General features: G+C 58.0%; 30 protein-coding genes, 1 tRNA gene and 1 pseudogene. 11 read left to right on the top strand and 21 right to left on the bottom strand.

The annotated features are described in order from the left end of the window. Positions 1–183: 183 nt before the first annotated feature. Both NBT82_RS05755 and NBT82_RS05750 read right to left on the bottom strand, forming a co-directional pair. Positions 184–633 carry a hypothetical protein gene (locus tag NBT82_RS05755; protein ID WP_251330602.1) on the bottom strand — a complete coding sequence of 150 codons (450 nt, stop codon included), beginning with the start codon at positions 631–633 and terminating at the stop codon, positions 184–186. A 58-nt stretch (positions 634–691) separates the two neighbouring features. After that, positions 692–955 carry a hypothetical protein gene (locus NBT82_RS05750; protein WP_251330601.1) on the bottom strand — a complete coding sequence of 88 codons (264 nt, stop codon included), beginning with the start codon at positions 953–955 and terminating at the stop codon, positions 692–694. 67 nt (positions 956–1,022) lie between these two features. On the opposite strand from NBT82_RS05750, the gene NBT82_RS05745 reads away from it, so the two are divergent. Next, the gene (locus NBT82_RS05745) at positions 1,023–1,166 is read left to right on the top strand and encodes a hypothetical protein (RefSeq protein WP_251330600.1); all 144 of its coding nucleotides are present in this window, start codon (positions 1,023–1,025) and stop codon (positions 1,164–1,166) included. A 330-nt stretch (positions 1,167–1,496) separates the two neighbouring features. On the opposite strand, the gene NBT82_RS05740 is transcribed toward NBT82_RS05745, so the two are convergent. Both NBT82_RS05740 and NBT82_RS05735 read right to left on the bottom strand, forming a co-directional pair. Further along, positions 1,497–1,751, bottom strand: coding sequence for a type II toxin-antitoxin system HicA family toxin (locus tag NBT82_RS05740; RefSeq protein ID WP_251330599.1), 255 nt, complete (start codon positions 1,749–1,751; stop codon positions 1,497–1,499). A 4-nt stretch (positions 1,752–1,755) separates the two neighbouring features. Continuing rightward, the gene (locus NBT82_RS05735; protein ID WP_251330598.1) at positions 1,756–2,040 is read right to left on the bottom strand and encodes a type II toxin-antitoxin system HicB family antitoxin; all 285 of its coding nucleotides are present in this window, start codon (positions 2,038–2,040) and stop codon (positions 1,756–1,758) included. Positions 2,041–2,277: 237 nt separating this feature from the next. Here NBT82_RS05735 and NBT82_RS05730 point away from each other — a divergent pair, with 237 nt between their 5' ends. The 4 genes from NBT82_RS05730 (at position 2,278) to NBT82_RS05715 (ending at position 7,114) form a co-directional block, all read left to right on the top strand. Then, positions 2,278–3,672 (top strand): protein adenylyltransferase SelO, encoded by a 1,395-nt coding sequence (locus NBT82_RS05730; protein ID WP_251330597.1) that lies wholly within the window; start codon positions 2,278–2,280, stop codon positions 3,670–3,672. Positions 3,673–4,695: 1,023 nt separating this feature from the next. Next, positions 4,696–5,211 carry a winged helix-turn-helix domain-containing protein gene (locus tag NBT82_RS05725; protein ID WP_251330596.1) on the top strand — a complete coding sequence of 172 codons (516 nt, stop codon included), beginning with the start codon at positions 4,696–4,698 and terminating at the stop codon, positions 5,209–5,211. Positions 5,212–5,217: 6 nt separating this feature from the next. After that, positions 5,218–5,763 (top strand): PIN domain-containing protein, encoded by a 546-nt coding sequence (locus NBT82_RS05720; protein ID WP_251330595.1) that lies wholly within the window; start codon positions 5,218–5,220, stop codon positions 5,761–5,763. A gap of 922 nt (positions 5,764–6,685) precedes the next feature. Continuing rightward, the gene (locus NBT82_RS05715) at positions 6,686–7,114 is read left to right on the top strand and encodes a monooxygenase family protein (protein WP_251330594.1); all 429 of its coding nucleotides are present in this window, start codon (positions 6,686–6,688) and stop codon (positions 7,112–7,114) included. A 710-nt stretch (positions 7,115–7,824) separates the two neighbouring features. Here NBT82_RS05715 and NBT82_RS05710 read toward each other — a convergent pair. Beyond that, entirely contained in the window at positions 7,825–9,888 is a 2,064-nt protein-coding gene (locus NBT82_RS05710; RefSeq protein ID WP_425601765.1) for a GAF domain-containing protein, read from the bottom strand. 754 nt (positions 9,889–10,642) lie between these two features. Here NBT82_RS05710 and NBT82_RS20165 point away from each other — a divergent pair. After that, a pseudogene (locus NBT82_RS20165) lies at positions 10,643–10,872 on the top strand (hypothetical protein). Between the two features lie 9 nt (positions 10,873–10,881). Then, a complete protein-coding gene (locus NBT82_RS05695) occupies positions 10,882–11,298 on the top strand; it encodes a PIN domain-containing protein (RefSeq protein ID WP_251330593.1) in 417 nt (138 codons plus the stop codon). Positions 11,299–11,564: 266 nt separating this feature from the next. On the opposite strand, the gene NBT82_RS05690 is transcribed toward NBT82_RS05695, so the two are convergent. The 8 genes from NBT82_RS05690 to NBT82_RS05655 all read right to left on the bottom strand — a co-directional run bounded on the left by NBT82_RS05690 (position 11,565) and on the right by NBT82_RS05655 (position 17,660). Next, the gene (locus tag NBT82_RS05690) at positions 11,565–11,729 is read right to left on the bottom strand and encodes a hypothetical protein (protein ID WP_251330592.1); all 165 of its coding nucleotides are present in this window, start codon (positions 11,727–11,729) and stop codon (positions 11,565–11,567) included. A 207-nt stretch (positions 11,730–11,936) separates the two neighbouring features. After that, positions 11,937–12,260, bottom strand: a complete 324-nt coding sequence (locus tag NBT82_RS05685) for a DsrE family protein (RefSeq protein ID WP_251330591.1) — start codon at positions 12,258–12,260, stop codon at positions 11,937–11,939. Between the two features lie 39 nt (positions 12,261–12,299). After that, the gene (locus tag NBT82_RS05680; protein ID WP_251330590.1) at positions 12,300–12,590 is read right to left on the bottom strand and encodes a DUF7553 family protein; all 291 of its coding nucleotides are present in this window, start codon (positions 12,588–12,590) and stop codon (positions 12,300–12,302) included. Positions 12,591–12,867: 277 nt separating this feature from the next. Further along, positions 12,868–13,641, bottom strand: coding sequence for an SAM hydroxide adenosyltransferase (locus tag NBT82_RS05675; protein WP_251330589.1), 774 nt, complete (start codon positions 13,639–13,641; stop codon positions 12,868–12,870). Positions 13,642–13,666: 25 nt separating this feature from the next. After that, complete coding sequence (locus NBT82_RS05670) at positions 13,667–14,872, bottom strand: methionine adenosyltransferase (protein ID WP_251330588.1); 1,206 nt, start codon at positions 14,870–14,872, stop codon at positions 13,667–13,669. A 218-nt stretch (positions 14,873–15,090) separates the two neighbouring features. Next, the gene (locus NBT82_RS05665) at positions 15,091–15,909 is read right to left on the bottom strand and encodes a nucleoside phosphorylase (protein ID WP_157688180.1); all 819 of its coding nucleotides are present in this window, start codon (positions 15,907–15,909) and stop codon (positions 15,091–15,093) included. Positions 15,910–15,939: 30 nt separating this feature from the next. Continuing rightward, positions 15,940–16,554, bottom strand: coding sequence for a class I SAM-dependent methyltransferase (locus NBT82_RS05660; RefSeq protein WP_251330587.1), 615 nt, complete (start codon positions 16,552–16,554; stop codon positions 15,940–15,942). Then, positions 16,551–17,660, bottom strand: coding sequence for a cysteine desulfurase family protein (locus tag NBT82_RS05655; protein WP_256476679.1), 1,110 nt, complete (start codon positions 17,658–17,660; stop codon positions 16,551–16,553). Before NBT82_RS05655 ends, NBT82_RS05660 begins: the two co-directional genes overlap by 4 nt. Positions 17,661–17,820: 160 nt before the next feature. Between NBT82_RS05655 and NBT82_RS05650 the strand changes: the two genes are divergently transcribed. Further along, complete coding sequence (locus tag NBT82_RS05650; protein ID WP_157688183.1) at positions 17,821–18,150, top strand: ArsR/SmtB family transcription factor; 330 nt, start codon at positions 17,821–17,823, stop codon at positions 18,148–18,150. On the opposite strand, the gene NBT82_RS05645 is transcribed toward NBT82_RS05650, so the two are convergent. From NBT82_RS05645 to NBT82_RS05635, 3 genes are all read right to left on the bottom strand, one after another. Further along, positions 18,147–18,836, bottom strand: coding sequence for a hypothetical protein (locus NBT82_RS05645; RefSeq protein WP_157688184.1), 690 nt, complete (start codon positions 18,834–18,836; stop codon positions 18,147–18,149). The genes NBT82_RS05650 and NBT82_RS05645 overlap by 4 nt on opposite strands. A gap of 32 nt (positions 18,837–18,868) precedes the next feature. Further along, a complete protein-coding gene (locus NBT82_RS05640) occupies positions 18,869–19,129 on the bottom strand; it encodes a glutathione S-transferase N-terminal domain-containing protein (RefSeq protein WP_251330586.1) in 261 nt (86 codons plus the stop codon). 430 nt (positions 19,130–19,559) lie between these two features. Then, positions 19,560–19,856 (bottom strand): DUF8011 family protein, encoded by a 297-nt coding sequence (locus NBT82_RS05635; protein ID WP_251328488.1) that lies wholly within the window; start codon positions 19,854–19,856, stop codon positions 19,560–19,562. Between NBT82_RS05635 and NBT82_RS20255 the strand changes: the two genes are divergently transcribed. Next, positions 19,846–20,409, top strand: a complete 564-nt coding sequence (locus NBT82_RS20255) for a hypothetical protein (RefSeq protein ID WP_251330585.1) — start codon at positions 19,846–19,848, stop codon at positions 20,407–20,409. The two genes, NBT82_RS05635 and NBT82_RS20255, sit on opposite strands and share 11 nt — an antisense overlap. Positions 20,410–20,961: 552 nt before the next feature. On the opposite strand, the gene NBT82_RS05625 is transcribed toward NBT82_RS20255, so the two are convergent. Beyond that, positions 20,962–21,036: transfer RNA gene (locus NBT82_RS05625), tRNA-Arg, on the bottom strand. 258 nt (positions 21,037–21,294) lie between these two features. On the opposite strand from NBT82_RS05625, the gene NBT82_RS05620 reads away from it, so the two are divergent. Together NBT82_RS05620 and NBT82_RS05615 are read left to right on the top strand one after the other, a co-directional pair. Further along, complete coding sequence (locus NBT82_RS05620; RefSeq protein ID WP_251330584.1) at positions 21,295–21,906, top strand: RAD55 family ATPase; 612 nt, start codon at positions 21,295–21,297, stop codon at positions 21,904–21,906. A gap of 38 nt (positions 21,907–21,944) precedes the next feature. Further along, entirely contained in the window at positions 21,945–22,364 is a 420-nt protein-coding gene (locus NBT82_RS05615; protein WP_251330583.1) for a CoA-binding protein, read from the top strand. Positions 22,365–22,376: 12 nt separating this feature from the next. On the opposite strand, the gene NBT82_RS05610 is transcribed toward NBT82_RS05615, so the two are convergent. From NBT82_RS05610 to NBT82_RS05595, 4 genes are read right to left on the bottom strand one after another with little or no spacing between them, the layout of a single operon-like run. Then, a complete protein-coding gene (locus NBT82_RS05610; RefSeq protein ID WP_251330582.1) occupies positions 22,377–22,682 on the bottom strand; it encodes a DUF5798 family protein in 306 nt (101 codons plus the stop codon). A 45-nt stretch (positions 22,683–22,727) separates the two neighbouring features. Then, positions 22,728–23,774 carry an ABC transporter permease gene (locus NBT82_RS05605; protein ID WP_251330581.1) on the bottom strand — a complete coding sequence of 349 codons (1,047 nt, stop codon included), beginning with the start codon at positions 23,772–23,774 and terminating at the stop codon, positions 22,728–22,730. Beyond that, positions 23,767–25,617: a PrsW family glutamic-type intramembrane protease gene (locus tag NBT82_RS05600; protein WP_251330580.1), complete on the bottom strand. Its 1,851-nt coding sequence runs from the start codon at positions 25,615–25,617 to the stop codon at positions 23,767–23,769. The genes NBT82_RS05605 and NBT82_RS05600 overlap by 8 nt, the downstream gene beginning before the upstream one ends. Beyond that, entirely contained in the window at positions 25,614–26,510 is an 897-nt protein-coding gene (locus tag NBT82_RS05595) for an ABC transporter ATP-binding protein (protein ID WP_251330579.1), read from the bottom strand. Before NBT82_RS05595 ends, NBT82_RS05600 begins: the two co-directional genes overlap by 4 nt. Between the last annotated feature and the right edge of the window lie 35 nt (positions 26,511–26,545).

Raw genomic sequence — 26,545 nt, 5'->3', positions numbered from 1 at the left:
TTGGTGTAGAACTGTCATCGCTCCGTTTCTCTCACTAACAACCGATGAAATCCGAAACACGGAGGATTTCCGGAGTGTGAGAGGGTACGATGGGTGTGAGCTGGGCGTCCCCCTCTCGTACTTGCTTCCACTGTTCTTTGTTGAGCCTTGACAACAGGTATTTTTCGCATCGGTAACAGGCTTTCAGTCTGCAGTACCTGTTACGTATCCGATCTCACCACTATCTTCTGCGAGTAGCTCCTCACCAGCCTCATCGAATACTTTCACCTCGGCCATGATTGGCTCACCCAGTTCGACGACGTTCATCGTGATTTCGTCGAGGTGTACAAAATTGGTTTCACACCCCTCAAGTTGTGTCTGCGTCTGCGTGATAGTCTCCTCGTCATCGGACGAAATAAACGTCACTTCCGACTGATAGGTTGTCTCCGCCTCGCCATCGTATTGGATGTGGTAATAGGCATCCCAAGATTCGACGTTCAGCGTCGTATCCACGTGTTCCAAGGTAAGCAGCGGGACGTTCAGTTCGGACTCCGGACAGCCATCGTCTGCGTTCAGGTACTGCCGAGTCTCGAACTCGATACCGAACTCCGACTCGCGTCCAACGGTTGCGCTCTCGAAGAGTAGAAAGTACACATCTGGGTCGTTGGTGAACGAGAATGAAGCACTGTCTTCGATTCCTTCTCGTGTCCCATCAGCGGTCGTCTCGAAATCGTCCGCAGTGGGGGGCCTGCTGAAGATACAAATAATTGGCCGCGTCGATGAAATAGAAGTTTAGCGGAATCGTCTCGTACCCTTCTTGCACACTCAGATCGACCGTGTACTCAACCTGCGCCGTATGGTTGAGAAGGACGGGAATCGAGCCCCGGCCGAGGTACTGGGCGTCTTCAACGATATCCATATCGTCGGGGTGCTCGTACGTGCCGACAGTGTATTCGTCCTCCCACGTTTCGATCACCTCTCCTGTGGTCGGTCCTTGGGGCGTCTCGGTTGGCTCTGCCGTCGGTTGGGTGGTCGCTGTCGGTGTGTCCCTCGCCGTCGGCGTTGTGTCGGTCGACCGTGATGTCGTCCCAGAATTATCACTCGATGAACATCCGGCGATGCCAGCGGTCATAATGGACGACGCGGTCAAGAGGAACTTCCGCCGGTGTGATGACGTTTCTGCATAATTTCATGAGCTGACTAGGACTTATATATTCCTCGACCTCAAATATAAATTCATTGTTATATTGGCGGTTTCATCATGGCTGCTCCGTTTGAATCCTGTCGGTAGTCCTTTCGGAAACCAATTCCAGTACCGTATCTTTGTACGATACGTATCTCCTCGGGGTCTGCCGATTTGGGCTGTTCCCAAACTGAGGGCCGTCCAGTGGCCGATTCGCGCCCTGTATGCAGCATCGACGCCGGAACCTCCCTGATCCCCGTCAGCAACGGCATGACCGATGCAGAGCGTCTATTCAGCAGTCAGTCATCACTGGACCACGTCAGACCAGTATCAGCTAACTATTACGCTCGATCCACGCACAGAATTCTTCGAAATCCTTTGCGCCGGCCTGCTCGGCGATGCTCCGCAAGGTCCCCATATCGACCTCGTCATGCAGCGGGACCGGAACAGTGCGCGCGTCCGAATCGTGGTCTGCGGGCGGTTCCCAGCGGAGAATCGCGTGGTCCCCGTTCGTTCGGTCCCACTCGTAGATACCGCTGTTCACCATCGCCTTCACGATCTCCTTGCCGGAAAACGGTCCGTGTGCCATACGGTCACTGGAACACGTCAGACTCGTCCAGCGACCCGGAGGTGTTCTGTTTCGGGTCAATTCCCATCGCACGGAGCTCCTCGTCGCTCGGTGACTCTCCGGCACCGTGATAGCCGACAACGGCCTCGTCGAGGTTTTCGAGCGCGGCCTCTCGGGTCTGTCCTTGTGACGTGACACCTGTGTCTTCGTCACGAGCGACCCACATGTCGCCGCTCTCGCCAAGCGATAGTGAAATGTTGACCGGTAGTGTGGACTCCTCGTCGCCGGGGTCGTCGATGTCTGTACTCATATCACCAGAGAGACTTGGGAGTCGAATAAATCTGGTGTGTATAGCGGACTCCGTGCTGCATTCGCGCACTGTATGCAGCGCCGCCGTTCCGATCTCCTCATCGTCTGCCAGTAGGGGCGTGACCGATACAGAGCGTCTATGCAGTACACGCCAATTTGAACCTCTCTAATCGATCGATGATTAATATTCCAAAGACAAGATTCTTGAAGCAAGCAACATGACAACATATGAAATCAAATGGTCTTTTCATTTGATACCACTTACAAGGATTTAGACTCGAACCTCTATTCGAGAGTAACGCCCAAAAGTATCGCTAATCCCAAAATTTTGGTTCTTAATGACGGGCTATGTGCTGATCTTGGATTGGATATAACGAAGCTCAATGCTAAGATTCTAGCAGGCCAGGACCGCTTGGAAGAACCAATCGCCCAAGCATATGCAGGCCACCAGTATGGAAGTTTTACCGTCTTGGGCGATGGGAGAGCGATGATACTCGGCGAACATGTGCACGATGGTAATAGATACGATATTCAACTGAAAGGGTCTGGTCGAACGCCGTACTCCGGAAGAGGCGATGGTAACGCAACTGTCAGCTCGATGCTCAGAGAGTATCTGTATTCATATGCGATGCAGAATCTAAACATCAAAACATCGAGAGGTCTGGCAGTCGTCGAAACTGACGAAGCAGTCGAACGACGACAGACAGAACCTGGAGCCACCCTTGTCCGAGTGATGAACAGTCACATTCGATACGGGACCTTCCAGTACGTTGCAGGCCAGGCATCCGACGAACTACGGCGATTCACTGACTACGTTATTGACCGGCACTACCCGCAATTAAATGAAAAAGATCGTACGTACCTAGAGTTCTTCGATGCAGTCATGCAGTCGTCGATTGAGATGGTCGTTGACTGGTTACGTGTCGGATTCATTCATGGCGTCATGAATACGGACAATATGAGTATCGATGGAGAAACATTTGATTACGGACCCTGTGCCTTCATGAATTACTATGATGAGGAGACGGTGTTCAGCTCAATCGATAAGCACGGGCGATATGCATTCGGAAACCAGCGACCCGTCTTGCGGTGGAATCTCGAACGGTTCGCAGAGGCACTCCAACCGCTGTGTACACAGTCAGCGCTCACGTATGATGAAATCGAAGGCAAACTAGACGAGTTCGAGGATCGATTTGATGCGCAATACTACACGATGATGCGGAGGAAACTGGGGATCAACTCAGATGGCGAGGAAGAACTCGTCGATGAATTCTTCGAGTGGCTTCGCAAATCGAACGCAGACTATACCAATGCGTTCCTCGAATTAGAGACGCCCGGTACGTTTGATGACCCAGTGTTTGCAACTGCAGAATTCGAACGGCTTAGGAATAAGTTGGCTGCTGTCGGCCTAGATGAGGAGTTGATGCAGGAAGCCAATCCGCGGTATATCCCCCGCAACTACCTAGTTGAAGAGGCACTGGATGAGTATCTCGAAACCCGGTATCTATCCAAATTCAAGAGGTTACTGACCGTGTTGGAAAACCCCTATACATCGAAGGAGATGGGTCCACAATTCCAGCAACCACCGCCCCGAGAGTTCGATGCAGAGTATACAACGTACTGTAATACTTGAGCGGATATTACCAAAATAAACACTTCGAAATTACCAGCGTCGAGTTCACCAATCGGTGACGAGCGGGTCCGACACGACTGTTAGAGCTAGGTGTCGATGCTATCTGGCTGTCAATTCCCGACCGGTTGGCCAGTGTGGCAGCGTGGCGCGGCCTGGCCGAGTGCGTACTCACTGAGCGATTGATTTTCTGGCGGCTGTGTGTCCTGTCCCCGAACCGGGGAACGCGAATCACAGCCGGCGAAGACTCCCAACACAACCCGTAACGAATTCTACGCGAATTCAGCAATGCCATGCTGAGTGGGTAATAGCGCCTCTAAAACACCCAGAAAGAGTGGATTCAGCACGGGCATCGGTTCATTTTCATATCGTCCAGATCTACTGCTATCTGGTGATTCTCCTGGCAGGAACAGCCAGCGTCGAGTCTACTAGTAGTTTCTGAATGTGGAACACCCGTAATTAACAACTGCCAGTTGATGCGACGATCGAACTACGACTGGGGTACCTCGTTTTCAGGTACTATCCCAAGTATCTCCGATCCCCTACGTCGAAACCACCACTCGGCGACAGTATGGAGTTCCGTTACCAACCACTCCCAGTTCTCGAAGTTGCTGGGACCCAGTTGCTCGTGACCGAGTGATGGTCAACGACCCAATGATTAGCAGCCATGCGCCACGCGGTAAAGGCAGCGAACCAGAGGAGAAAATAACCGCCGATCGGAATCGTTCAGTGACTGAACGAAATTAACGGCAGTGCACCCAGAGACGACGACACCAATGTTCACCCCGTCGCTGTCGTGCGATTACGAACGAGAAATCGGCGATGGGCGCTGCAGGCGCTCGGTCGGTCGCTGAACGATTTCCCTTGCTGGGCCTGAAACGGTCGAAATCGGGGGATACTGAATACACCGCTGGGAAGATATCTCGGTCGTACGATAGCCCTCCGCGCGCTCGTAGAAGGCTGATGTCAGTGACGACTCCATCTCAACAAGACTTATTGCAATTTGCGTGCAACTTGCTATTACTGATGGCGACGAGAGAAGCGAACTGGGATACCCCACTCGATACTGGTGGCGAGGTGTTCGCGCTCCTCGGAAATCCCCGAAAAGCGTGGATCTACACCTATATCGACCATCACCCGGCGACGACGATTCAGGCTATCGTCGAAACCCTCGATCTCCCACAGCGAACGGTCTACGAATACGTCGACGACCTCGAAGCCGCAGGCTTCATCGAACAGTCGAACGACGGACGACCGGCGGAATATACGGCTCACGGGATCGACCTCCAACTGGTCGCAGGCGATGCCGAACGACGAATCACGCCGGAGCTAGTCGAGGCGATCGCCCGTCGAATACGGGATGACGACGTCGATACGTACATCGATCGCCACGGGCTCGACGGGCTCGCCGTCGCACTTGACTACGTCCGCGAATACGTCGGCGGGTCCGTCACACACCGGATTATGGCTCGTGAACAGGAACTCTCTCCCTTGGAAGCAGGCGTCATTCTGGATGCACTCCGCCCCGTCGTCGAGGACTGATCCGGTATGGAACGCGACGGCGAAATAGTCTTCATCGATTCGTCGGTTCTCATCAGTTGTGGTCGACGTGACAGTACGCGGTTCCAGGCACTCGCTCGCGAAGCCCGCCAGCGCGATGCTGTCTTCCGGATCTCACCACAGGTGTATGCCGAGGTGACTGGTGATCCCGCACTCGACGCGTATTTCCCCGATCAATCTCCTGTCGACGAGGCAGTACGGGAGGGGTGGATGAAGGTCACCGAGAGTCCGGCCTATTCGGACTCGGACGTCTCAACGGTGATGGATCGGGCACGGAACTTCATCGCGAACTCCAGTGATCGATCGGAGGACATCGTCGAAAAAGCGGATACGGAAATCGTGGGACTGGCGCTCGAAACCCTGCTTGATGGGGCTGGGGATCGAGTTCTCGTCGTCACGAACGATATTCCACTCGGCGAAGCAGCCGAATCGCTACTCCCGAACTACGGATTCGACGACGAGCAAATCACTTGGCTCACCGGTAGTGAACTCGCTGCCGAACTCGCAGAGGATTTCGTCCCCGAGTTCGACTGATTCGAGGGCAGGATGACCGAGCGTGTTCTATACTCGTTCCCATCAACTATGTAGTGTCGCGTTTCCGTGACCAGCACCGCCCGATTTTGTTGGGACGCAGTTGCTCGTGACCGAGTGACGTTCAACGACCCAATGATTAGAGGTCGTGCACCACGCCGTAGAGACGGCGAACCAGAGGACAAAACCGCCGCCGGTCGGAACCGTTCGGTGACCGAACGAAATTAATGACATTGCACTCCGAGAGAGTGATCTCGACGACCACCCCGCCGTTGTCGTGCGATTGCGAGCGAAAAATTCGAGATGGGCGCTGCAGGCGCTCGGTCACTCGATGAACGAGCTTTTGTTGGGCCTGAAACGGTGGAAATCGGAGGGTACTGAACACACTAGAAATCACTGCTGGGAAGACGTCACGGTCGTACGATAGTTCCCCACGCGCTCGTGGCAAGGATGGTGCGAACTCCAGCGATCACCCGGTGAAAGTTTTCAGTTTCCTCGGTTTCGAGGCATCACAGCCGTCGACGACGTAGTGAAGTCTCCACGGTATCGGCTTTTTCGTATTGGCCACCAGACACTCGAATGGGCAGTGATATTCATAATTGAAACAGTAGGAAATCGGAATGGATACGCATAGTATAATTATACTAAGGTTTTGATTTGCTGAGCAAATATGTGAGTGAGGCGTCGGAGTTGACGGGCGCTGGAATGGGTAACATCCACGGTTGCGATATAGCATACGTGACAGGATACCCAACCCGTCCACGAAAGCCGTGTCACCGTCTCGGTATCATTCGTGATCCAGACCAATGACGAACCAGCGGAACACAGACGAAGTGATCGAACAGAAAGTCGCGGCTAACCGCGACGATGAATTCGTGGTATTCCACATCGGCCTCCGAACCAACGCGTTCTGGAAGGTTCACCGATGGCTCCCGATTTTTTCGCTGCCCCGCGCATGGCCCGGGAACTGGTGTCGGAGCCAGAGTCAGGACTGATCGGGAATCGTACGGTTCTCGGTCCCGGCATCCGAAACGTCGGCTTCGTCCAGTACTGGGAATCCTTCAAGACTCTCCGTGACTACGCACGGGATAGCGATCATCTCCATTTCCCCGCTTGGCAGGAGTACTACGAAGACAGCACCAAGGAAGACGCCGCTGTCGGAATTTGGCACGAGACGTACCTCATCGATCCCGACGAGTACGAAACAGTCTACAACAATATGCCCCCATTCGGGCTGGCAGCGAGCGAGGAGACGGAAATCATACCAGCCGCGGATCAGCACAACACGGCAGCGGGCCGGCTTGGACGCACCGATGGGAGCGATTCGCCGCTAGAGCATTCCGGTGAGAAATAAACATGTCGCGGCGATACCTTGCGGTGATATGTACCCGACGCTGCTGGTGACATCTCATGCCGATCCGTGACAGTAAACACAGAAAATGGGCGGCTGGATTCTCGTACGGTATTACGGCCATAGTGAGTCTCATTCTGGGAGGATTATACACGCTCAAGCGTACGTTTATGACATACCACGCGGAAGCATTCTCACGGAGTTGGGGCGAGGTTGAGGCAGCGACTCAGGTATTGATATCAGCGTTGATGACCGTTGCCGGAGGAGGGTGGTTCACGGTCGGAGTTGTGATTCTGCTGCTGTTGGCTTTCCCATTCCGTAACGACCGGAAATGGGCTGTGTACGCGTTGCCTACAGTCATCCTGTTGTTCTATCTCCCGAACTTATGGGCGACACTGTCGGTGCTTCAGCACACGCCCGGGACTCCGCCTTGGCAAGGGAACGTCATCGCATGTCTATCAGCGGTCGTTGGACTTGCGCTCTATCCGAAGCCTTTGATAAGACAGTCCTGATCGACGGACTTGCGCTCCCTATACAGCACAGCCTTAACAAGCTACCCAGTCGCTGTCAGTAGTGGCGTGCGAGATACAGAGAATGTAGTCAACACTTCAGCCATCGTCGCTTCGCGTCGTAACTACCGAGTTGTTCACTCACTAAGGCTACGAACTGAATGAATTGCAATTCCGGTATCCGGCCGATAACTCAGTCGTCCCCTACTGATCGGATTGAGGTCGGCCTCGGTCAGTAATATCGCTTGCAACGCCGAAAATAGCAACTGGACTGTCCGGATCCGAGGCGGTTCCAATATCGTAGACCGGTGTCTTCGAACTCAAATAAACCCGCTCGTCCCCGTCAACGATGATTCGCTCTTCGATTTCGAGGGGGTCACCCGTTTCGAGGACTCGTCTGTCGTTCTTTTGTACCTCAGACGCCATCTCCCGATCAAAGAGATCGGCATCTGTCTGTCCGTGCACATCTGTGCCGTCAAGGTTGAACAGACTTCGGAACGCGTCATTAACCAAAATGTACTCTCCAGCCCGACTTTTCAGAAACATCGGCACCGTTGTGTGTTCGAGGATTGAATCGAGTATCCGCTCGCGGCTAACCCGATCCGTCACGTCACGGGCGGACACGATAAGCGAAACCACGTCACCACTCTCGTCTGTTACGGGGCGAATCACGCCAGTGACGCTATATTGGTTACCGTTCGGCTTCGTCAGATCGGCGTCATATTCGACGTATCGTCCCGCTGCCGCCTGTTCGACCTTCTCGCTGATGACCGGTCGCATCTCGTCGCCCCACCACGGTGTCGTCCAGAACGGTTCGCCGATCACGGCGTCTCGGTCGGCCTCGATGTACTCTACCGCCGTCTCGTTCACGTCAACGACTGTTCCATCGGTTTCCAGTAGACCGACCAGCAGATTCGGGTCGTTGAACAGCGCCTCAAATCGAAGTTCGTTTCGACGTAACTGTTGTTCGGACTCCTTGCGGTCGGTGACTCCTTCTTGAAATCCGATGTAATTTGCCAGTTCTCCCTCGCTGTCGTAGACTGGAGCGACCGAGACACGATTCCAGAACAGGTCTCCGTTCTTCCGATAATTTCGAAGCTCGACCGTCACGCGTTCTTTGGAATCGATGGCCTCTCGTATTTCCGCCACCGGTTCTTCGTTGGTCTCCGGCCCCTGCAGTATCCGGTGGTGGTTCTCACCGAGGATATCGTTCGGTGTATATCCGGTCACCTTAGTAAACTCATCGTTGACATAAACTGTCGGATTGTCCGGTTGTTCGGGGTCGGTGATAGTAACTCCGACGGGCGCCTCATTGATCGCTCGGTCACGGTTTCGTAGATCAGCCTGCACCTGTTGTGCATGCATCGCGTGAGCGATATCGTCCCCCAATTCTGCGAGTAGTTCCTGTTCCTGCTCATCGAACGCGTAGCGGCGGTCGGCAAACACCGCCAAGAGACCGTAGAGGCCATCGTTATGCTCTAATGGGACGACTGCGAGCGCCCGGAAGCCTCGCTTGATGGCCTGTTTGCGCCATTCTTCGTACTCTGGATCGTCCGGAATGTTCTGAGAGATGGCAATCTCACGCTCGTGATAGGCCCGGCCACCGGGGGCGTGACGACCTGGAGAGTTCGCGTCGATACACATATCTAGCGTCTCGAAATAGCCGGCATCCTTCCCGGCCCAGGTTCGTGGCTCAATCTGCATCGTGTTGGGATCGACACCCGCGATACAGGCTGTCAGATACGGGTCAGCGTCGCTCAGTATCTCGCAGACGCCACGTTCAATCTTCTCGACGGTGTCAGCGTAGACGAGGGCACGATGGAGATCTCGCATTACATCAGTGATACGCTCGTGTTCAGCGGCTCGGCGTCGGGACCGATACTGATCGACGGCATTGTGAATCCGATTCGCGAGTACCGTGTATTGGTCGGTACCGCCACCTTTCTGGAGGTAATCGGTTGCACCAGCCGAGATAGCGTCGCTAGCGACATCTTCGGAGCCTTTGCCGGTGAATAAAATGAACGGGAGTTCGGGATGGTCGTCGCGGACGTCTTCGAGGAATTCGATCCCGCTCGTGTGTGGCATATCAAAATCGCTCACAATACAATCGACTGCGTGACTGTCATCGGTGAGGTATTCGAGACCCTCGTTGGCGCTGGTCGCAGTACTGATCTCGAATTGGTCACCCTCTCGGTCGAGGAACTCCGCCACCAACTCTCCAAAACTGGGGTCGTCGTCCACATGGAGAACGTGGACGGAGCTAACCATGTGTTGTCATTGTAATCAAAACTAATAACCTTTTGTATTCTATTTATAATTACTCTCAGAGAATTGGTCTCGACTACTGTATCCGGATTCTGTATTGACTGATTACGCTTCTGCTAGTGGTTGCCTCGGTGCGCGACATGCGCTCTGTATTCAACAGCCCTCCAAAATCATATCAGACATCGAGGGATTTGATTTGGAGAATCGGCTCTGATTGCCAGTGCACCCCGACTTGCGTCTACTAGTAGCTTCTCGATGTGGAACGCCCGTAACTAACAACTGCCAGTAGATCCGACGATCGAACCACGACTCTGATACTTCGTTTTCAGGTACCACCCAGGTATCTCGGATCCCCTACGTCGGAACCATCACTCGGCGACGGTACGGAGTTCCGTTACCAACCACTCCAGTTCTCGAAGTTGCTGGGATCCAGTTGCTCGTGACCGAGTGATGGTCAACGACCTAATGATTAGCGGCCGTGCACCACGCCGTAGAGACAGCGAACCACGGGAGGAAACCGCCGTCTGTTGGAATCGTTCGGTAGCTGAACGAAATCAACGACATTGTAGTCAGAGACGATGATATCGACGACCACCCCGCCGTTGTCGTGCGATTACGAACGAGAAATCGGCGATGGGCGCTGCAGGCGCTCGGTCGGTCGCTGAACGATTTCCCTTGCTGGGCCTGAAACAGTCGAAATCGAGGGTTTCTGGACACATCAAAAGACACAGTATTCTGTGATTTCATAGTATCCTGTATGCCTTCGATCACGGTCAATGTCGACGACAACCTCAAAGAGCGAATGGAGAAGCATCCGGAGATCAACTGGAGCGAGGTCACGCGGCAGGCTATCGAAAAAAGATCGACGCGCTCGAAGTGATGGACGAACTTACCAGCGAAAGCGACCCCACCGAGAGCGACGTTCGGGATATCGCCGACAAAATCAACGAGAGCGGGCGGAAGCGTGTTGACGAGGAACCGACGTAGAGCCGACGAATGAGGCTGGTCGTCGATGCCAACGTCGTCATCTCCGCGCTCGTCGCCGATTCGAAAACGTGGGAACTCATCGTCACGCTAGACCCGGACCTCCTGACTCCCGCGTTCGTCCACGACGAAATCGAGAACTACGAGGAGTTGATCGCGGAGAAATCAGGGATGGACCCGAACCGAGTAGCGCAGTTCGTCGACCTCCTGTTCCAGTACATCGAGATTGTTCCCGTCGACGAGTTCCATCCGGCTATTGAGGAGGCGAACGCAGCGATCGGCGACATCGACCCCAGCGACGTGCTCTACCTAGCTTGTGCGATCGCCAGTGGTGCGGCCATCTGGAGTGACGATTCCGACTTCGACGAACAGGACGTAGTCGAGCGGTACTCGACGAGTGACGTGATCGACTCGTTCGACACACGCTGACGGAATAGTGGATCAGTTCACACGTCGAATCCGTTCCGCCTGAGTTCCTCTGCCAACTCATCGTCAGTATCCGCTGAATATGTGCCCTTCATTTTGCGGACGCCGGTATCACCTATACAGAAGTTGTCAGGTAGATGCTGCGAGATACAGAGGATCTAGTCAGCAAAATCCGATTGGATATTCCGACTACGATGACCGAAACAGGCGTTAAGAGGGGATGAACAGATCGATCGATACCCAACGACGGGAAATTCCGGGCCAGAAGGTCACTCTACTGGTTCAACCGTCTCTTCGCCGCAGTGGGAACAGTACTCATAGTTGTCAGCTACTGGCTCCTCACAGGATCGGCAGACGTACTCGGCCTCCTCCCCCTCTACGAACGTCTGTTTCGCTTCCTCGAACGTCTTTCCGGCTTTCTTGAATAGACTCATTGTTTGAAGGAGGTGGGGAAACCGAATAAGCATTTGGCAGAATATCGAATAGGTACCGATCTCCCCAGAGTACAGTAGACTTGCTGAATATGTGCTCTCTATTCGGCACGGAATCAACAAACTGCCCGATAGCTGTCAGTAAGAGCGTGACCGATACAGAGTATGTAGTCAGCACGATGGCGGCGTTTAGCCGTCTATCCGAGTTGTCTAACTGAAGGTGAGGACCTTATCAGCATCCTCACTGATTCGAAGATATTCGTCCATCGATGATCGTGCCCGGAGTTCGTCTTCCTCCAACCCTCTCGAATCCATACACGTTCCACAAGCAGCCAACTCGCCTCCGTTCTTAGTATATTTCAACAATGCCCCGTGGGGATTGAACTTTTCGTGCTCAGCATCGGGAGCTTCGACGCCATCATTGACGAGAAACGTCTCGACGGTATGGCCGGCATCAAGCGCCTTGTTCGCGAGCCGGAACACATTCCAAATCCATTCGGGATCGTTCGTTTCGAGAACGAGTGCGAGTTGCATACTGGATCAGGAATCGCCGGTCGAGGAACCTGTGCCTCCTCAGTGTTGTTTCATACCGCGGTCGTCGAGCGTTCCGAGAAACGAGAGGATGTGTTCCCTCGCTTCTGCTAGGGCGTCTGTGACAGTTTCCTCGTCTGTGTCATCCTCGATCTCTCGGAGCTTCGTCTGAATTCTATCGAGGGCTCCGAGTGCCGGGGTCGCATCGCGGTCAGCCTGTGCCTGTAGCTGTGATCCGAGCTGCTCAAGTCGATCTCGTTTGTCACTACTCGTGGTTGCGTCACGGGCTGTCTCGACCGCGTCGATCGCCCGCACCAGCAGGTCTCGGGACATTGCTACCCGTCGCGCTCTGGCGCTTCGAGTCGTTGTTCGATCCGTTCCAGTTTCTCGTCGATCCCCCTTCGCCCTTCGAGACGTTCCGGCTTGCGTCTCTGGGGACCACAACAACAGCAGCCACAGCCGTGTCCACGATGCCGTGGAGCGGTTCGTCTGCACCTCATAATAGATTGTATTATGCGAATATAGTTAAATCTGGTCCACGTCCATCCAATCATCAATTCACCCCTGGCGACTCGCTTCAACAATCACGACCCAGAGTCACTCGAACACATCACGAGAACTCGATTTGATCTCCCGGAGACGGATCCCCGAAGCGGTTCGCAGCGGAGCCTCCCCGCTGAGAGATCTCCAGGTAACTATCGTCGCCACCGGTCGACCCGGGAGCGAGGACGAGCTTCCCCTGCTCGACACCGAAGACACCACTGGCAACCGAGACCGTGTGGCTCTGGCCGCCGAGGTCGATCTCGACACAATCCTGATCGAGACCGAACTCGGACGCCCGGATGGAGGTCTTGATGTTCCCGTATCCGTCCACGTGACAGACGGTCTGGTGTGGTGACTCCGGGATTTCGTCGAGCCGTTTCTCTTCGGCAACCGACGACAGATCACCGTTGGCGATCTCGGCCACCTTCTCCGGGAAATAGTCCCTGGAACGGAATTGTGAGCCACTGATCGCGACGTCGATTCGCCGCAGGGTCGCTATCTCCTCTTTGACGAACGAGAAGTTGTAGCCGGCGTCGACAGCGACGACCTCCAGACCCGATTCGAGGTGGGCATAACAGAGGTCTCCCCCTTCATTCGCATCACGCGGTCCCGGATCGTCAGTTCTGGGCGCCGTATTCGAGTAGATGAGGAGGTCATCGAAGGGCGGATTATGAAGTCCCAACTGTTCGATCCAGAACCCGGTCGCGACAGTCGAGAGCGGTGGAACCGTCGTTGGGTGGATTTCCAGCGAGGAATCCTCGTATTTCAGTCGATGGATGACTTCAGAGAATGCCGGATCGCCGATGCCGTAGTCGGCGATCAAGTGGATGAAGGTGCTCATGTGAGTGGTACCAGTGGTGTCTCCGTTAGAACGTCGTGAGGTCGCCGTTGATGACGCGTTCCGTCACATCCGTCACGTTTGCCAGCTGGCCGTCGATGATCGACGTGACGTCCGCTTCGACCTCGTCGACGGTGAGACCGTCCTCAAGAACGACGTGAGCGTCGGCAACCTGTGGGTCGTCGATCGGCGTGTTGATCTGGCTTAACAGCCGGATTCGGAGATCCTCGATCCCGTCGACCTCCGCAACGACGGCCTGTGCGATCTCGGTTGATAACAGGTTGTAGATCTTCCCGACGTGGTTCACCGGGTTCTTGCCGCTCGACGCCTCGATCGACATCGAGCGATTGGGGGTGATCAGGCCGTTGACGCGGTTTCCTCGTCCGACCGACCCGTCATCACCGTGCTCTGCCGAGGTTCCCGTGACGGTGAGGTACACCGATTCAGAATCGTATTCGTCTGCGGCGTTGACTGTGACAGCAACCTCCCGGTCTGTATACTCCGTGGCGATTCCCTCGACGTACTCTCGGACGCCGGCTACGGCCTCCTTGTACGCCTCAAAACTTTCTACGTACTCGTCGATGATTGCCGCCGCAACAGTCAGAACGATCCGATCGCCCTCGCGGTTCCCCATGATCTTGATATCGGGGCCGATCTCGGGATTCTCGGCTGCGTAGTCTTCGTTCAAGCGGCGCTCGGTATTCAATACGAGTTGTTCCGTCTCCGTCAACGGTGCGTGACCAACCCCGAAGCTGGTGTCCATAGCCACTGGCACGTCGGGGCCATCTTCTCTGAAGAACCCTGTCAGGTCGCCACTTCCCTCACCGAGTTTCGTATCGACGATGATGTCGGTGCCGAAGTCGAGTCGCGGGATGTGTTCGGCGAGATATTCTCGCGCAGCGTCGAGGGCGATCGACTCAGTCGGGATTCGTTCGCCTTCGAACCGCTTCGTCGCCCGTCCCACGATTAGGAGATGGATCGGCGATTGCATCTCACCACCGCCATACTCCGGAGCGGATTCTCCCGCGGCGAGCTGCGTTTCGTCGGTGTTGAAATGGAGCACGCGTCCGAACCGGTCGAGGTACTCTTGTGAGAGCCGTCGCGCAACGTGTTCGGCAACTCCATCAGAGATCGAATCTGGGTGACCGATTCCTTTTCGCTCAACGATCTCCGTGTATTGAGATTCGACTGGCTTGTGCGATGCTTCCTCGATGTGGATATTCCGTTCTGTCATCATTGGTAGCGTGACTACGTTTGGCTCCCGCGGCTTGTGAAGGGTCGAGGTTGAGACGATGTTCGATCGCTCTGTAGGGAATCGATTCGACCCTGATGACCATAGCTCACAATTCAGAGCTCCCGTTGGAACGCGACTTCTGGCTGAATCAATGCTGCGTAGTGATTATAATATGCGAATATGATAAAATTAGTCCGCACCCTGTGATGTGCGCTCTATCATTCACTCGTGTCCGAGGATCTCCAGCCTCTAATGGTGGACTCAATAATCTCTAAGGCTGCAGTACTCCCGTTCGCATCGCCTTTCTCGAAGTCGCCATCTCCCTGTCCCATCTCGTTAGTCACGTAGGCAAAACACACGACGGGCTGGTTCCGTTCATCGGCGAACGTATAGAGCGCGGCAGCTTCCATCTCGACCGCGAGAATGTCCACCGAGCGAGCTCGCTCGATGGCCGTTTCCGTCTCTCGAAACGGCGCGTCCGTCGTCCAGGTCGCGCCTGTGTAGACTGGGCGGGTGGCGGACTGACAGGCTGATGCGACCCGATCACGGAGATCGGCGTCCAGGGTTGCATACCGGGCTGGGGAGTGGTAGTGGTGACTAGTCCCCTCGTCGCGTAGTGCTCTTTCGATGAGCACGAAATACGGTGGGTTGTCCTTCGGGACGATTTGGCCGGAGGAAGTCACGCTCACGAGAAACTGACAGCCGGCGGCGAACAGCTGTTCGGCGACCAGGACCGCGAACGACGCGCCGACCGCACAACCGATTATTCCGACCTCCTCGCCGTTCAGCTCGAACCTGTAGAGTTCCGTGTGATAGCCGGGCCACGTCGTGTCCGCTTCGGCACGGCCAGTCGATACCAAGTGTCGGACGATGTCCCCATCGGGATCGAGGACACAGATGTCGGGGACGGATCGCTCAGGGAGGTCTTTCTGGCGACGCGCTTCTCGGATCAGGGATTCCGGGGTAAAGACCGATGGTTCATCGTACCGCTTCGCCTCGAAAAGCGGCGAGTCAGATCGCTCGTCAGAATCAGCCATCAGGTTCTCCGTGGAATGCTGTCGCAAAGGTCATTTTGAATCTCCGATAGAAGACCCCACAATCGCAGTAATCGCAGCGGTGGTTGGATCGCTGCTCTCGACGACGGTTTCGTCGGCGATGCCCAGGAAGTACTCCTGTGTTCCGTCGACGGTGGCCAGCACTCTGTCGGCCAGCGCCTCGGAGTCGCGATGAACCATCTGCTGGAAGTACGATCCGTCTCGCTGGAGATTGGACTGGACGTACTCGGACCGCGTATTTAGTATCAGCGCGACGATTCTGCCGCCCGGTCGGAGCACACGAGTTGCTTCCTGGAGAACAACATCGACCTCCGAAATGAACTCCAGCGTCGCCACGAAGACGACGGCGTCCACTGCATCAGTTCGTACCGGAAGTGTTCGCGCATCGCCGACCAGAAACGGCGCAGGAGTACGCTGCCGTGCCGTCCGTACCATCGCCTCTGATATGTCGATGCCGACGATATCGTAGTCGGTGAATCGCTCTTCGAGCGAGCCGATGCCACAGCCGACGTCGAGGATCTGATCATCGGGAGCTACATATTGCTCGATGTATGCGGCCTCACGGTCCATCACCGCCGAGCCGAACTCGCTCTCACAGAACCGCACGAAGCTCTCGACGTCGCTCATGCCGGGACTTCGTGAAGCACTTCTTGTAGCTTTTCGGTGACGTACGCAACGTCTTCGTCGGTCGTCTCTCGGCCCATCGAGAAGCGGACGGCACCCATCGCCAAGTCCGGGTCGACGCCCATCTCGATGAGGACCCGTGATGGTGACGGGCCGCCCGAGTGACAGGCCGAGCCACCGGAGACGGCGATGTCGTGGTCCGCAAGGGCATCGATTAGTTGCGCCCCGGATTGTCCCGGGAAGCAAAGCATCGCGTAACCTGGGAGTCGATGCTCAGGATGGCCAATCATCTCAGCATCCGTCGTCTCCCGAACGGTGGCGACGAATTCGTCACGCAGTCGCGACAGTCGGCTGTGACGCTCGTCCATATCGGCTCTCGCAAGGTCAGCGGCTTTCCCCATCCCGACGAGTCCGGCGACATTCTCGGTGCCGCTTCGGAGACCGTGTTCCTGGCCCCCACCGTGAATGAGGGATTCGATATCGACGCCGTCGCGAACGTATAGCGCGCCGACGCCGTTCGGCCCATAGAACTTGTGAGCGCTCAGACTTGCCAGGTCCAGCCCGAGGTCGTCAACGTCGACCGGAATCTTCCCGGCCGATTGGACGGTATCTGAATGGAAGTACACATCGTACTCGTCCGTTATTTGGCCGATGGCTTCGAGTGGCTGAATGACTCCGGTCTCGTTGTTGGCGTGCATGACGGACACAATCACCGTGTCCAGCCGGATGGCGTCCTCGATGTCATCAGGGTCGACACGGCCGTCTGGTCCTGGTGACACTCTCGTGACGCTGACACCGTGATTCTCGAGCCAGTCAGCGGTCTCGATGACCGCCGAGTGTTCGATTGTCGTCGTGACGACGTGGTCCCCATCCACCGTGTCGACGACACCTTTGATCGCGAGATTGTCCGCTTCGCTACCGCCGCCGGTGAATACGATGTGGCCCGGGTCGGCTCCCAGAAGGTCGGCAACGGATTCGCGCGCGTTGGCAACGGCAGCGGCCTCCTCGCTCACGTAGCTCGCCGACGGGTTGAACGTGTGCGTCTCCAGATACGGTTGCATCGCCTCGATAACGTCCTCGTGGGGATACGTCGTCGCGGCGTGGTCCATGTAGATCATATTTGTGAACGGGGTGTAGGGGGAGTTCCTACGGGACGCTGAACGGTGTCGTCCCTGTACAGAATATATTTGAATATGCGAATATAATAAGGGTGTGGATTCCCCACGGGCAGAAGCGAACGCACATATTCGTGGGGTCGAATATAGAGCTATGACCGATCCAGACGACGCCCTATACGAGCGCCACGCCGAGTTCTGTAAGATGTTCTCGAATCCGAAGCGCCTGCGGATCCTCCATCTTCTGAAAGACGGCGAATACAGTGTGGGCGAGATCAGCGATGAGACCGGTGTTTCCCAACCAACGGTTTCCCAACACCTGCGGAAGATGCGCGATCAGGGCGTCGTAACCAAGCGGGGTGCAGGACTCAATAATTACTACTCGATTGCCGACGAGCGGATCATCGAGGGCATGAACACGATGCGTGACGTGTTGCTTGACCAGATGGCCGACGACGCGGCCGTCTCAGAACAGAACGGCTAACAGATCGTTTTCGGATCGACCTCGCCGGTCTCGTCCATCGCCTGTTCTTGGGCTTTCCACGCGATATTGAGGAACGCATCGGCGGTCTCCTTGACGGTCGTCACGGCAGAGGCGTCGGCTTCGAAATACCGGGAAAGCAGCTGTCTCCCACGTTCGATGGCGTCTTCCTCGGGTGGGACGATGGTATCTCGGTAGAGGCTGGCTGTTTGTGGATCGGCGTTACCGGTGGCGACCAGTGTCGCCTGCTTGTCCTTGACGACGCGAAGTTTGGGAGCGACGACGAACCCTGCGGTGAGCCGGGCGACCGGGTCGGTCAGGTCGGCCATGAACTGTAACGTTTCGCCGTGAAGCTCGTATTCGGCGGGTTCGGGATCGACACCGCGGCTTCTGAGGTGATCGGTCGCAGCCTCGTACTGATCGACGGATCGGCCCGCCTTCCACGCCGCGGCGAGTGCGACATCAGCGTCCAGCCCCGTAACGTGGTGCTGGTCGGCCCAGTTACTGTAGAGGACAGCGCTCTGGACGGACCGCCACCGCGCGATGCGTAACAGCGTATCGACCGACAGGTCCCCTCGCGTGTCTGCCGTGATACCACCGGACGTCGCCAATTCCTTGATCTCGTCGTCGGTTGTTTCTAGGATATCCTCGAACACAGCCGACTGGTCCTCCTGTTCTCCTTCGATCATGTACGTACTGGTCTATGTTTCGACATTAGCCGTTATTCGTAGTGTTCTTCGAGATATTCGACGATGTCGCCACTCTCGTACATGGTCACGCCGCGCTCGGTATCGACAAGATACGGGATCTGGTCTTCGCCGCCTGCCGTGAGTTCATCGTAAGTGACGTCGTTGGCCACGTCACCGCCCTCGTCGCCGGGGAGACGGGGATTGTGGGCGACGTACGAGACACCGAGCTCCGACAGTTTCGCTCTAACCTTCGCGCAGTGTGGACAGCCTTCGGACTGATAGAGTTCCAGCATGGATTGCGATAGATGAGAAGATGCGAATATACTAAAGCGTTAACTCTCAGACTGGCAGCGACATCTCCTATCCGTTGGTCTACAAAACGATCAAGATACGGGAACATGAAAACGAAAATTCTGAGCTAAAGAAGTGAATTGGGCCCCTAGCTAATCATTCAGTCAATAACGGGTGTGTTCTCTTTATATACGAGATGCTTACTTCAACATTTGTGGGTTCGTATTAATTTAAGTACTGTATCCTACTGATAGATATGCACTCTCTATTCAGCACGGAATCAACAAACTGCCCGATAGCTGTCAGTAAGAGCGTGACCGATACAGAGGTTGCGTGTAGCAACTTCACCTCTTGTCTTTTCGGTCACTCCAAAAGAGTCTCCGTGGGAATGAACTCGTAGCAAGAGCGGTGAACTCAATCCGACCGGCTCGATTACGCTGAGAGGAGTTCGGGCGTGACGAAGCCGATTACGAGAAGACTCACCAGTACAGCGATCGCCGTAAGTCGCAGGGCACCAGCAGCCCGTCGGCGAGATTTCGGCAAGGACTCGGCAATGCCTGAGAGGGCCATCCCAGCGATCAGAAACAGGCTAGCATAGAACGGCGTCGCCCCTTCTACAATGACGTAGTACGCCTGTTGCCCGGCCAGCAGAAGTGCACCACAGAGGAAAACCAGCCCAACCCCTCTGGAGGGCTCGCCGAACACGATCTCATCGATCATGGAGGGCACCAAGCGTGTCGTCTCCCGCGATATTCAAATACTGCGGGGATTCGCGTACCCGCCGCTGAGACGAGTATGGTTTGATCGTGAAACGGTGCTGATGGCGCTGACCGACTCGCGCTCTGTATTCAGCACGACTTCTGAAACGTATCACCAACTGAAGGTTCAACAGAGCCCATCGAATTTATATTCACTTCCTTCGCGATCTCTTGTAGTGATGTCCGGACTCGGCCCAACCGAGACGACAGATAGGTCGATCACTGTCGTTCTGTTAGATGATAGCCGTGAGCGGCGTGACTGCTCGTCGTACGAGGAAGCGATCGCGATCGTGAAGGACGAACTCGAGTCGGGAGTCGTCGCGAAGATCGAGAACCGCGAGGGTGATATCGTGTTTACCTCGGCAGAGATGTCGATCGACGACTGGGAGATAGAGTGGCGACAACAAAAACGTCGACTTTCGGTCGAGACTGAAGAGCACGTCTGTCCGTACGATAGTGTTGGTTGTGTCTTCGACGATCTCTGCGTTCAGTGCAAGATGGACAAGGTTCGAGACAGCGTTTGAGGATTCGGCGACGGTGGTGCAAGTCAACGCCAAAGCTCGATTGGTGTCAGAACAGATGGGCTCTCGACTTGACGGGGCCGTATTCGCCTCAACAGAGCCCGCGACACACCGAATATAGTAGCGTGGTATGATCACTCGTCTCCTAATTGACCGTCTGTAACTACCGGAGCGGCACCTTTGTGCGCGTGGTAGCTGGCGGAAGACGCCTGCCGATAGACCCGACCAGCGGGGGTTGCTTCGTTGGCCACCACTTATACCAGCCTATTTCGAGACACTGTGAGAACGTGGGTGAAAGATTCGCGTTCTCCACCTCGATCTTATTTTGGTTGTTCTACGACGCCCGAACAAGATCCCGCACCAACAGCCACTGTTCGGTTCAACGGCCCAATGATTATGCCCTTCTTCGCCCCGTTTAGATGTAGCGAACCGCAGGACAGCACCGCCGCGTTTCAGAATCGTTCGATAACCGAACGAAATCAAACCCGCGTGCCGGGGGTCATTTTATAAGTGACCCACCGCCGTCTGTCGGATTTGGATCGTTCGGAAAACGAATGGGCGCTGCAGGATTTGAACCCGCGACAATCTGGTCCGAAGCCAGACACTCTGTCCAGGCTGAGCTAAGCGCCCTCGTCAGAGTAGCAATCGGCGCCGGATGTTAAATGACGCGATTCGAAGCGGCACGTCAGGGTAGCAAGCATTATCGGAAGAGTGACACGCAACAGCGGCAGGATTCTTCAGTATCAGCGTCACATCCCTTGATTCTACGCAATCAAAAAGAATATTACCGGCTCACTATATGTTCATACTACCTCATGATCTCCGGTGAGTCGTGTCGTCCGCAGAGTAAGAGAGACTCCCATCTATCGTCCCCTGCGAGGGTCCGAGATGTATGATCTCGGTCCGCCGCTCGATGTCGAGGTCGAGCAGGGGACCAACTTGCTCCTCTCCGGTCCCGCGCTCACCGGGAAGAAGGGACTCGCGTTCGACGCGCTCGCGACCGGCATCCGAAACGGCGACGGGGCCATCGTGGTCAGCAACACGGACGGCGCCAAGCGCGTGTTCGAGGAGATCGGCGATCGCACCGACTACACCGACCGTCCCGTCGCCGTCGTCGACTGTGTGACCCGACAGCAGGGCGTCAGCGAGGCTCGGGACGACGCACAGGTTCGGTACACCTCGTCACCGGTCGACATGACCGGCGTCGGGATCAAATTCTCCGAACTGCTCCAGGAGTTCTACGAGACGCAGGGCGTGGAACGGAACCGGGTGTTTCTGGATTCGCTGTCGACGCTCCTGATGTACTCGGATCTCCAGACGGTGTTTCGTTTCCTCCACGTCTTCACGGGACGGGTACAGAGCGTCGACGGCCTCGGTCTCTACGCCATCGACTCCTCGGCGCACGACGACAAGACGATGAACACGCTCAAACAGTTGTTCGACGGCGTGATCGAGACCACGGAGGACGGCGAGCCGACGGCGACCTTACCCGGACGCTAGCGGACGATTCTTGGGGTAGTGGACCCTCACCACGGACGATGGCGAACACCAGCGACGCCGATATCGAGACGCTGCTCGACGCCGACACCATCGCTGTGATCGGCTGTTCGGGCACGCCGGGAAAGGCCGCCCACGACGTGCCGGCGTACCTCCAGGTACGGGGATACGACGTCGTCCCGATCAACCCGAACCGAGAGGATATTCTGGGCCGGCAGGCTGCCGACCGTCTCGACGAGGTGACCGAACGGGTCGATCTGATCGACGTGTTCCGGCCGAGCGAGGAGGTCCCCGGGATCGTCGACGCCGTCGTCGAGCGCGCAGCCACCCGCGGTGACGTCGAGGGGCTCTGGCTCCAACTGGGCATCCGCGACGACGAAGCGGCCGCCCGTGCCCGCGATGCCGGTCTGCTCGTCGTGCAGGATCGGTGTCTGAAGGTCGAACACGAGCGCCGTCGCTGAGGGGTGAGCCGATCAGGCGCCGGTCGCGTCCTCGTCCCCGGCGGACGCCGCGTCGTCGCCGGCGACCGTCTCGGCGTCGACGACGTGGATTTCGGCGGTGAGCGCCTCGACGTCGATCCCTTCGCGCTCGGCGAGGGCGTCGAGGATGGCGCGCTGTTCTGCCAGTTCGCGATCCAGATCGTCGACCCGATCTTTCGTCTCGTCGACCGTCTCCCGCGTCTCGGTTACCTGCTCTTTGAGCTGGTTCAGACGGGCGTACACGTCCTCGGCCATGTCGGCGACCTGCTGGAGTTTCTTCGCCGTACTTCCAAGACCCATACCGTATGCCTTTCACGCGGGCCTTGAGTGTGTTTCGGGGCGGACTCACCGAGCGACGCCGATCCGCGGTACCGCACGCCGCAGGAGCGAGTAGGCGGCGCCACCGAGGACGACGTAGCCGGCGACGAGAAGCGGGTAGGTCGGGGCGACGCTGTCGACGGCGAGGCGGGCCACGGTGTTCACGGGGTTCACCGGCAGGAGCGTCGCGCCGCCGAAGGCGACGAGGACGCCGACGGAGTAAAGGAACTGTGCCGCCCGGCGGTCCGGCGAGAGCAGAGCGATGGTCGCGCCGAGCGTGACGACGAGAATCGCAAGCGCCCCGACGACGACGAGGACGGCGAGCGGGTGGCGGACGCTCGTCCCGTTGAGATCGAGGAGGGCGATCCAGAGCGCCGCCTGCACGGGCGCGAGTCCCGCCGCGGCCCACACCTTGCCGTCGACGATGTCGACGGTGGAGACGGGCGCGACACGCAGGAGTTCGAGCGTGCCACGTTCGACCTCCTCGGTCAGCGAGTCGACGGTCATCGAGCCACTGATGAACACGGGGAGAAAGCAGAGCAAGGGGAGCAACACCGTGTAGCTGAACCCGTAGTACGGCGACGCGCCGCTTCGGGGTGGGAGCTCGAGCGGCGTCGCCGAGAGGAGCGCGGCGCGGTCGGTTCGCTCCACCCGCTCGAAGGTCGACAGCGTGTCCCGCAACTGGACGACGATAACCGTCGTGCGCACGTTGCCGTCGGGCACCGTCGCCGTGACGAACACCCGTCCGGCCCGGCGGTCCGCGAGGAGCACGGCGTCCACCGTTCCGCGTTCGAACGCCGCTCGCGCCGTCGCCTGTGAGGGATAGGCCGTGCCCGTGATCGACGGTCGGTCGTCGACCACCCGGAGCAGGTCGTCGCTCGCGTCGCCCGTGACGGCCACCTCGGTCTCGAACCCGTCGACGCTCCCGGGGTCGTACAGCGAGACCAGGCCGACGACGAGAAACGAGGAGAAGGCGGCGATGAAAAGCTGGATGAGCAACGCGAGGACGATGGTCTTCTCCGAGCGGAGGGTCGCCAACTCCCGCTTTGCGATCGTCAGGCGTGGATCAGCCAAGGGCGCTCACCACCGCGAGGTTGTAGGCCGCATGCAGCAGTATCGCGGGTACGAGCGCCGCGAAATACCAGTTTCGGGACCGACTCGCCCCCACCGCCGCGACGCTCGTCGTCGTCGCGTGGAGTGCGAGCGGGGCAAACAGGAGGCCAACGGCGACCGTCGAGCCGACGCCGACGGGCGTGAACGCCGCCTGACCCAGCGCGAGGTCAGGCAGGCCGACGAACTGGACGATTGCGGTCAGTTTCTCGCCGAGGAAGAACCCGAGTCCCGAGAGCGAGCCGAGGACGACGGCGGTCCGGAGCGTACGCCGGCCGGCGAACGCTCCCCGAAACCCCGCGTAGACGGGGAGGCTCTTGGCCACCTCTTCGACGCTGGCGACGACGAGCAACAGGAGGGGGATCGAAACGTCCACCGGGAGGACGAAGAGGACGGCGATGGCGAGGAGTTCGGCGATGAAGACGAAGGGGATCGAGAGAACGCTCAGGACGGCCATCGAGCGCCGGCCGGAGATCCGGCTGTTGAGTGCGTCGAGGAACTTCAGCGGCACCGCCCGCTGGGTGAACATGTCCTCCTCGCGGTAGACGCCCACGCCGAGCAGAAAGAGGACGGCCGAGCCGACGTAGAACGGCCCGGTCGAGAAGGCGTACTGTGCGGCCGTGACGCCGGTGCCCTGCAGGTCGTGGACGACGAGCGTCAGCGGCGAGATGAGCGCGATCGGCGTCACGTTCGTGAAGATGGCCGGGACGAACGCATAGGATGTGAGAAAGACGGAGACGGTGACCGTGACGAACGTGAGTTCCTTGAACGATCGGGCGAACATGCCGCCGACGAACGTGGCCGCGAGGTAGAGCGCGGCGATGGGGGCGACGGCGGCGATGCTCGTCGCGCCGCCGCCGATGGCGAGGGCGATGGCCGCCGTCAGACCGACGAGGAGCGCGAGATACGGCAGCGTCTTGCCGGCGACGATGGTCGCCGGCGAGACGGGCGCGACGAGAAGTAGTTCACCTCGACGGTTGATGCGCTCGTTGAGGATGCTGCTCCCGTAGGGCTGGATGACGAAGTTCATCGGGATGAAAAAGACGAAGGCGAGGACGAGTGCGCCGAAGGGGAAGGGCGGCGAGATGTCGGCCGGGGAACCGGAGGTACCGCCGCCGAGGAGACTCCCACCGAGGAAGGGGACGCCGAGCGACCCGCCGCCGGCCCCGGCCCCAGCGTCGGCGGCCGTCGCGGCGTCGACGGCACTCCCCCCGCCCGCCGTCGATCCGTGGCCCGCGTCCCCGGTACCGGCGTCGCCGACGTCGACAGTGCCGTCAGTAGTTCCCTCGCTGTCGGCCGGGTTCGCGGCTGTCCCCCCCGGTCCCGAACCACGGTCGGCGTACTGGAGCGTGACGACGACCGGGAACGCCGCCGAAGCGTTCGTCTCGTCTCCCATGGCTTCGAGATTGTGACGCCGGACGGCGCTCCGAAAGGTCGACAGGGCGGCCTCGGCCTTCCGGGAGTCGGCGACGTAGAACCGACCGTCACTGACGACCACCTCGACGCTACGACCGACAGAGTCGAGGTCTGGCGGCCGCGCTGCAAGCGCCGGGCTCTCCCGCACCACCTCGTAGTAGGGGCTGTCGGGGGCGACGCCGATCCGGTAGACGTCGCGGTCAAGGGCGACGCCGCCGGTGGCGACGGCCGCGCCGCCGACCGCGCCCGCAAGCAGGAGGGCGACGAGGCCAAGTGCGGCCGTGTGCCGATCGACGACGCCGACGCTCCGGCCCACCTCCCAGCGGGCGATCCGGACGACTGCTCGGAGAGTCTCACGGATTCGATCGGCAAACTGCGGCGGGCCCGTCACCGCGTCCCCCGCGGGCCGTCGACCGTATCGGCCGCCAGATCCAGAAAGATTTCCTCCAGACTCGGTTCCTCGGTGCGGATGTCGACCACCTCGCCGCCCGCCTCGGCCGCCGCCTCGCGTATCCGTTCGACGGCGTCCATATCGGGGACGGTAACGACGTGGCGGTCGCCGGCAGGTTCGGTCGCGGGGTCCGCCAGGGCGACCGACGTGAACACCCGGTACTCGGTGGTGCCGTACGCCTCGCGGATCTCGGGGACGGTCCCGCGGGCGACGATCTCGCCACGGTTCATGATCGCCACCCGGTCGGAGACGCTCTCGACGTGATAGAGGTTGTGTGCGCTGAAGAGGACCGTCTTGCCGGCGTCGCTGAGTTCACGCACGAACTCCAGCACGTAGTTGGTCGTCAGGGGATCGAGCCCGCTCGCGGGCTCGTCGTAGATGAGTACGTCGGGATCGTTCACCAGCGACCGGGCGATGGCAACCTTGCGTTTCATGCCCTTAGAGACGTCGCCGAGCCGGCGGTCGCGGTGGTCGAGTTCGAGGCGGTCGAGCGTGTCCTCGATGCGTGCGGTCGCCTCGCCATCGGGCACGTCGTAGAGGTCGGCGAAGAAGTCGAGATACGAGCGAGCAGTCATATCCTCGTAGAGCGGTGACTCCTCGGGGAGAAAGCCGAGCGACCGGCGCATCTCTGGGTCGGCGGCGTCGAAGCCGGCGACGGTCGCCGATCCACCCGAGGGCTCGACGAGTCCGGCGATCATCTTCAGTGTCGTCGTCTTCCCGGCGCCGTTCGGGCCGACGATGCCGAAGATTTCGCCCCGGTCCACCTCGAACGTGCTGCCGACGACGGCGGGGAACTCGCCGTAGGTCTTCCGGAGGGAGTCGGCCTCGATCATCGATCGGAGCCTCGGGCGGCGGGGGAATAAACGCA

Origin of the sequence: Haloplanus sp. HW8-1 (assembly GCF_023703795.1) — an archaeon.
Classification (GTDB): domain Archaea; phylum Halobacteriota; class Halobacteria; order Halobacteriales; family Haloferacaceae; genus Haloplanus; species Haloplanus pelagicus.
Note: the sequence above shows the minus strand (reverse complement) of the source record. Positions and strands in the feature narration are given on the sequence as shown.